The sequence below is a fragment of the Streptomyces botrytidirepellens genome (assembly GCF_003721215.1).
GTDB classification, from domain to species: domain Bacteria; phylum Actinomycetota; class Actinomycetes; order Streptomycetales; family Streptomycetaceae; genus Streptomyces; species Streptomyces himastatinicus.
Genome location: NZ_RIBZ01000686.1, coordinates 1 through 6,490, shown reverse-complemented (window position 1 = coordinate 6,490; position 6,490 = coordinate 1). Strand labels below are relative to the sequence as shown.

General features: G+C 70.9%; 6 protein-coding genes. 2 read left to right on the top strand and 4 right to left on the bottom strand.

Annotation, left to right across the window (positions count from 1 at the left end; genetic code table 11):
- On the bottom strand, positions 1-891 hold an 891-nt coding region (mnmA, locus tag EEJ42_RS35765), incomplete at its 3' end, for a tRNA 2-thiouridine(34) synthase MnmA (RefSeq protein WP_123106370.1).
- Positions 892-942: 51 nt separating this feature from the next.
- Positions 943-1,854, bottom strand: coding sequence for a TIGR03619 family F420-dependent LLM class oxidoreductase (locus EEJ42_RS35760; RefSeq protein WP_123106369.1), 912 nt, complete (start codon positions 1,852-1,854; stop codon positions 943-945).
- Positions 1,855-2,015: 161 nt separating this feature from the next.
- Between EEJ42_RS35760 and EEJ42_RS35755 the strand changes: the two genes are divergently transcribed.
- Positions 2,016-2,684 carry an N-acetylmuramoyl-L-alanine amidase gene (locus EEJ42_RS35755; RefSeq protein ID WP_123106368.1) on the top strand — a complete coding sequence of 223 codons (669 nt, stop codon included), beginning with the start codon at positions 2,016-2,018 and terminating at the stop codon, positions 2,682-2,684.
- Positions 2,685-2,694: 10 nt separating this feature from the next.
- Here EEJ42_RS35755 and EEJ42_RS35750 read toward each other — a convergent pair whose 3' ends face one another.
- Entirely contained in the window at positions 2,695-4,047 is a 1,353-nt protein-coding gene (locus EEJ42_RS35750) for a PQQ-binding-like beta-propeller repeat protein (RefSeq protein WP_123106367.1), read from the bottom strand.
- A 209-nt stretch (positions 4,048-4,256) separates the two neighbouring features.
- The gene (locus EEJ42_RS35745; protein WP_123106366.1) at positions 4,257-5,426 is read right to left on the bottom strand and encodes a cysteine desulfurase family protein; all 1,170 of its coding nucleotides are present in this window, start codon (positions 5,424-5,426) and stop codon (positions 4,257-4,259) included.
- A 107-nt stretch (positions 5,427-5,533) separates the two neighbouring features.
- Between EEJ42_RS35745 and EEJ42_RS35740 the strand changes: the two genes are divergently transcribed.
- Positions 5,534-6,385, top strand: coding sequence for an alpha/beta fold hydrolase (locus tag EEJ42_RS35740; RefSeq protein WP_123106365.1), 852 nt, complete (start codon positions 5,534-5,536; stop codon positions 6,383-6,385).
- The last annotated feature ends 105 nt before the right edge of the window (positions 6,386-6,490 follow it).

Below are 6,490 nucleotides of genomic sequence, written 5' to 3'. Positions count from 1 at the left end.
GACGTCCAGGGCTTCGGCGGGGCCGACGGTGACCGTGTTGTTCACCGGGGAGATGTCCAGCACGTACCGCGGCTTGCCGTCGGGCGCCGGGTGGCCGATGCGCAGCCCCTTGCGCTGGCCGATGGTGAAGCCGTACGCGCCCTCGTGGGTGCCGAGCTTCTGGCCGCCCTCGTCCACGATGTCGCCCTCGGCGGTGCCGAGGTGGCGGGAGAGGAAGCCCTGGGTGTCGCCGTCCGCGATGAAGCAGATGTCATGGCTGTCGGGCTTCTTGGCGACGGCCAGGCCCCGCCGCTCGGCCTCGGCGCGGATCTCGTCCTTGGTGGTCAGCGTGTCGCCGAGGGGGAACATGGCGTGGGCGAGCTGCCGCTCGTCCAGGACCCCGAGGACGTACGACTGGTCCTTGGCCATGTCGCTGGCGCGGTGCAGCTCCAGAACGCCGTCGTCGCCGCGGACGACCGTGGCGTAGTGACCGGTGCACACGGCGTCGAAGCCGAGCGCGAGCGCCTTGTCCAGCAGCGCGGCGAACTTGATCTTCTCGTTGCAGCGCAGACAGGGGTTGGGGGTGCGGCCCGCCTCGTACTCGGCGATGAAGTCCTCGACCACGTCCTCGCGGAACCGCTCGGCCAGGTCCCACACGTAGAACGGGATGCCGATCACATCGGCGGCCCGGCGGGCGTCGCGCGAGTCCTCGATCGTGCAGCAGCCGCGGGCGCCGGTGCGGAAGGACTGCGGGTTGGCGGAGAGCGCGAGGTGGACGCCGGTCACATCGTGGCCCGCCTCGGCCGCCCGCGCGGCGGCGACCGCCGAGTCCACACCGCCGGACATGGCGGCGAGGACGCGCAGGCGACGGCCGTCGCGGGGACCTGTGGGCGCACCGGGGAATTCAGTCATAACCCAGCCAGCATAATTCGCTCGGCGGGGAACGAATAACGGGTTGGCCGCTCAGCGGTCGTGGGCCCGATGCAGCACGCGCCGGGCCAGGTCAAGGGCCTGATCGACATCCTTGGCGAGATAGGACAGCTCGACGAAGCAGTGCCCGACGCCCGCCTCCCGCTCCGCCCGCACGATCGTGGCCGCGATGTCCCCGACCGAGGCGTCGGCGTCGGGATTGACCCGGAGGATCGCGTCGAAGCGGGCCGGATCCCGCCCCTCCCGTTCGACCGTCTCCCGCAGCCCGGCCAGGCCCTGGGCGAGGGCGGCGACGGGGTCGGTCCCGGCGTACTTCCGGCCGACGGGCGCGATGGGCAGCCAGCCGTCGGCGCGCCGAGCGACCCGGGCGAGGGCGGCGGGGGCGAAGGCGCCCAGGTAGAGCGGCGGGTGGGGACGGGCCGCGGGTTTGAGGTCGATGTGGCTGGCGGGCACGGTCCAGTGGGCGCCGCGGTACTCGACCGGGTTCCGCGTCCACCAGGCGGTGAGGACGTCCAGGCACTCGTCGAGGCGGTTGCCGCGCTCGGCCATGGGGATGCCCGTCGTCTCGTACTCCTCGGGCGACCAGCCGGTGCCGAGGCCGACCAGCAGCCTCCCCTCGCTCAGCAGGTCGATGCTGGTGAAGGAGCGGGCGAGCAGCGCGGGCGCGTACCAGGGCGCGTTGATGACGTTGGTGCCGAGTTGGACGCGCCGGGTGGCCGCCGCGGCGGTGGCCAGCAGGGCGAACGGGTCCAGGGCGGAGCGGAATTCCGGTGGGATCACATCCGTACCGGCGTAGCCGACCTTCGGGTCGACCGGGGCGAGCAGCCGGTCGCCGACCCACAGGCTGTCCGCGCCGAGCGCTTCGGCCTCGCGTGCGAACCGTGCGGCGTGCTGCGGATGGTGGGCCAGCTCACCGAACTGGGGAAGGGTGAACCCGATGCGCATACGGCGGCTCCTCGTGGCTCTCGTCGTCCTCGGGCCTCGTTGTCCTCGAGCGGGCGGCCATCCTCGCCGTTAGTTCAATATTCAGCTACCCGTCGGCATACGGTTCGCGCCATGATCCGCTGCGCCGGAACCGCACGCAGGGGCCCGCGCGTTGAGCCTGCGTGAGCGAAACCAACGGCGGCGTGCGCCGCCCTGTGAGCCGGCGCACCCTGCTGCTGGGCGGTACCGCGGCCGGTCTTGGCGCGGCCGGAATCGCCGGCTACGCCGCGCGGGACGAGCTGAAGCATCTGTGGTGGCGGGCGCCCGGGGCGCAGCAGCCGCGCGAGGATGGCGCGGTCGACTACCCGGGCGCGGACTGGGTGGCGGCCTCCACGGCCAACTACCGGCGCGCCGACCGGCCGTACGACTACACGGTGGACCGGGTGGTGATCCACGTCGTGCAGGGCTCGTACGAGGACGCGCTGAAGGTCTTCCGGGACCCCGGACACCGCGCCGCGGCGCACTATGTGGTGCGCCGCGACGGGCATATAGCGCAGACGGTCCGCGAGCTGGACGTGGGCTTCCACGCGGGCAACCGGTCGTACAACGAGCGCAGCGTCGGCATCGAGCACGAGGGGTTCGTCACCCGGCCCCAGGACTTCACAGACGCCATGTACCGGTCCTCGGCCCGGCTCACCGCCGCGATCTGCGAGCGCTACGGGATGGAGCGGGACCGCGAGCACATCGTGGCCCACTCGGAGGTGCCGGGCACCGACCACACCGACCCCGGCCGCCACTGGGACTGGGACCGCTATCTGGAGCTGGTGCGGGCGGTGCGGATCGCGAAATGAGCGCGGCCGCTTACGCGGTGCCGAAGACGACGGCGAGCGGACGGTCCTTGCTGTCGCTGGTGGGCCGCGTGGCCGTGTCGCTGCCGAGGTAGAGCTTCTTGTCGGCGAAGACCATCCGGGCGTCGCCGTAGGTCTCCAGGTCCGACTCCACGTCCTTCATGGCGTCGGGGTTCTTCTGGATCTGCGTGATCTCGAAGGTCTTGGGGTCGATGCGCACGACCCCGCCGGCCTCGCTGTACATGCTGCCCTGGTAGGCGATCAGCGAGCCGTCCTTCTCGGTGCTGATGGGGGTCAGCGACCTGCTCTCGGCCATCTTCGTCCGGCCGGTCTGCTTGCCGGTCTCGAAGTTCACGCCGGTGATCTTCTCGCCGGGGCCGCCGTCGTCCACGTCCACCTCGGAGGAGAGATAGACCGTGCTGCTCTTCTTGTCGAGGGCCAGGTCCTTGCAGCCCTCCACGTTGACCGCGGGGCAGTCGGGCTGGAAGCCCTTGGCCAGGACGTCGATCGAGTTGACCAGCTTGCCCTGCTTGGCGCTGTCGTCGATGGTCAGGATGTCCGTGACGCTCGAGCCTCCGTCGGAGTCGCCGGTGTCGGCGGCCACGACGAGGGGTTTGGTGGACAGGACGTGGGCGCGCTCGAACTCCCCGTCGAGCTTGTAGGACGACAGCACCTTCCGCGTGGTCGGATCCACGGTCTGGATCTCCAGCTTGTCGGTGCTGGATTCCACGCTGCTGCATCCACGCAGCGCGACGAGCTTGCCGTCGCCGCCCGCGTAGCCGTCGTCGTCGCAGTCCGCGATGTACTCCGGCTTCCACAGCGGCTTGCCGTCGAGCGACCAGGCGCCGCCGCCGCTGGTGCCTCCGGCGGCGATGGTGTTCCCGCTGATCGTGACCTCGTCGAAGTCGACGCCGTCGTTGCCCTCGGTGTCCGTCCCCTCCTTCTGCCAGACCAGCTTGCCCTTGTTCAGGTCGACCAGGCCGACCTGGGTGCATTCGGCGTCACTGCCCTTGCCGTCCTTGAACAGGACCGCGGTGCGGCCGTCCTCGGTGGTGTGCGGCGAGGCCCAGCAGATTTCCCCGTCGAGTTGTATCGTCCAGTCCGTTTTGGCACCGTCCGCGGAATAGCCGACGATCTTGTCGATATTGCCCTTCACAAAATTATTGCCGGTCACCCACATACCCATGGAATTGGTGTCCTTGGTGACTTTCGGCATGCTGACCTTGCCAAGCGTCTTCGCCTGGGCGCCCTGGGAGGACGATCCGCCGTCCTTCCCCCCGTCGTCGCTGTCCCCACATGCGGAAAGCAGCACGAGACCGCCCGCCACCAGGGCCGCAATGGCCAGTCGGCCCGAACGCTGCGACATCGATTCTCCCGTTTTCCCCGTTTAAGAGGCCCGTGCACTTTTCCGTGCATGCCGGGCCCGTTGACGGGGTAGATCTTTGCCGACCGCTCTTTGCGATTTCAAGCGGAGCTTGATGTTCCGTGGGTTATTTGAAATGGCCGGGAGAACACCGAGAATTCTTCGGTTACTATTCGGTTGGCTGAGTGCCGCTGGACAGCTGAGTCCGGTCGTCAGCTGAGCCCCGCGCTGCGCGCCCGTTCCACGGCCGGGCCGATCGCCTCCGCCACCGCCTCGATGTCGGCCTTGGTCGACGTATGGCCGAGCGAGAAGCGCAGAGTGCCGCGCGCCAGGTCCGCGTCGGTGCCGGTGGCCAGCACGACATGGCTGGGCTGGGCGACCCCGGCGGTGCAGGCCGAGCCCGTCGAGCACTCGATGCCGCGCGCGTCCAGCAGCAGGAGCAGCGAGTCGCCCTCGCAGCCGGGGAAGGAGAAGTGGGCGTTCGCCGGGAGGCGCCCGGCCGGATCGGGGTCGCCGCCGAGGACCGCGTCGGGGACGGCGGTGCGGACGGCGGTGATGAGCGCGTCGCGCAGGGCGCCGATCTCGCGCGCGAACTCCTCGCGGTGCGCGGTGGCGTGCGCACCGGCCACGGCGAAGGACGCTATGGCGGGGACGTCGAGGGTGCCGGAGCGCACCTGGCGCTCCTGGCCACCGCCGTGCAGGACGGGCACGGGGGCGTGTTCGCGGCCCAGCAGCAGTGCGCCGATGCCGTACGGGCCGCCTATCTTGTGGCCGCTGACGGTCATGGCGGACAGACCCGAGGCGGTGAAGTCCACGTCGAGCTGGCCGACCGCCTGGACCGCGTCGGCATGCAGCGGGACCGCGAACTCCGCGGCCACGTCGGCGAGTTCGCGCACCGGCTGGATGGTGCCGATCTCGTTGTTGGCCCACATGACGGTCGCGAGGGCGACGTCCGCGGGGTCGCGGGCGATCGCCTCGCGCAGCGCGTCGGGGTGGACGCGCCCGTACGCGTCGACCGGCAGCCATTCGACCCGCGCGCCCTCGTGCTCGGCGAGCCAGTCGACCGCGTCGAGCACGGCGTGGTGCTCGACGGGGCTGGCGAGCACCCGGGTGCGGGCCGGGTCGGCGTCGCGGCGGGACCAGTAGAGCCCCTTGACGGCGAGGTTGTCGGCCTCGGTCCCGCCCGAGGTGAAGACGACCTCGCTGGGGCGCGCACCCAGCGATTCGGCGAGGGATTCGCGGGACTCCTCGACGGTACGGCGGGCGCGCCGGCCGGCGGCGTGCAGTGAGGAGGCGTTGCCGGTGACGGCGAGCTGGGCGGTCATCGCCTGCACCGCCTCCGGAAGCATCGGGGTGGTGGCGGCGTGGTCGAGATAAACCATGGTGGGCTCGATTCTACGAGCCGTAGGGCTGGGCCGTACCGGGTGCGGGGGCGCGGAGTGCGCGCGGCCCCTTTTTTCTTTGGTAAGGAGTGTCTAGGGTTTTACTCATGACAGCTGACTGGAAACTGGACCGTACGTTTCGCAGTGCCTCTGGTGAGGTTCGCTGGGCCGCCCTCGGCGCGCCCGACGCCCCGCCGGTCGTGCTGCTGCACGGCACGCCGTTCTCCTCGTACGTCTGGCGGGCCTTCGCCCGCGGGCTCGCCGACCGGTACCGGGTGTTCGTCTGGGACATGCCGGGGTACGGGGCGTCCGAGAAGAGGGCTGGCCAGGACGTCTCGCTCGCCGCGCAGGGGCGGGTCTTCGGCGAGTTGCTCGACCACTGGGGGCTGACGGGGGTCGGGGCGGAACCGGCCGTCGTCGCCCATGACTTCGGGGGGTGTGTCGCGCTACGGGCGCATCTGCTGCACGGTGCGCGCTACCGGCGGCTGGCCCTGGTCGATCCCGTCGCCCTGCCGCCCTTCGGCTCCGCCGGGTATCAGCTGTTCGGCCGCCACCCCGAGGTCTTCGAGCAGCTGCCGCCCGCGTTGCACCGGGCGCTGGTGCGGGAGTACGTCGGCTCGGTGGGCGGGCCGGGGCTGCATCCCGCGGTGTGGGAGCGGCTGGTCGAGCCGTGGTGCGGGGAGGAGGGGCAGCCCGCGTTCTATCGGCAGATCGCGCAGAACGATCAGCGGTTCATCGATGAGGTGGAGGGGCGGTACGGGGAGGTTTCGGTGCCGGGGCCGGTGCTGATTTGTTGGGGCACGGAGGATGCGTGGATTTCGGTCTCGCATGCGCATGAGCTGGGTGCGCGGATTCCGGGGGCGCGGGTGCGGTTGATCGAGGGGGCGGGGCATTTGGTGCAGGAGGATGCGCCTGCCGAGCTGATGGGTTCGGTGGCGGGGTTCCTCGCCGAGGGGTGAGCTGCGCCTGCGGCGGGCTGGCCCCCACCCCGCCCCTTCCCGCAGCATCCGATATGCGGCTCCGCCGCGCGGCGGGGCTCCGCCCCGGGCCCCGCTGGGGCTGCG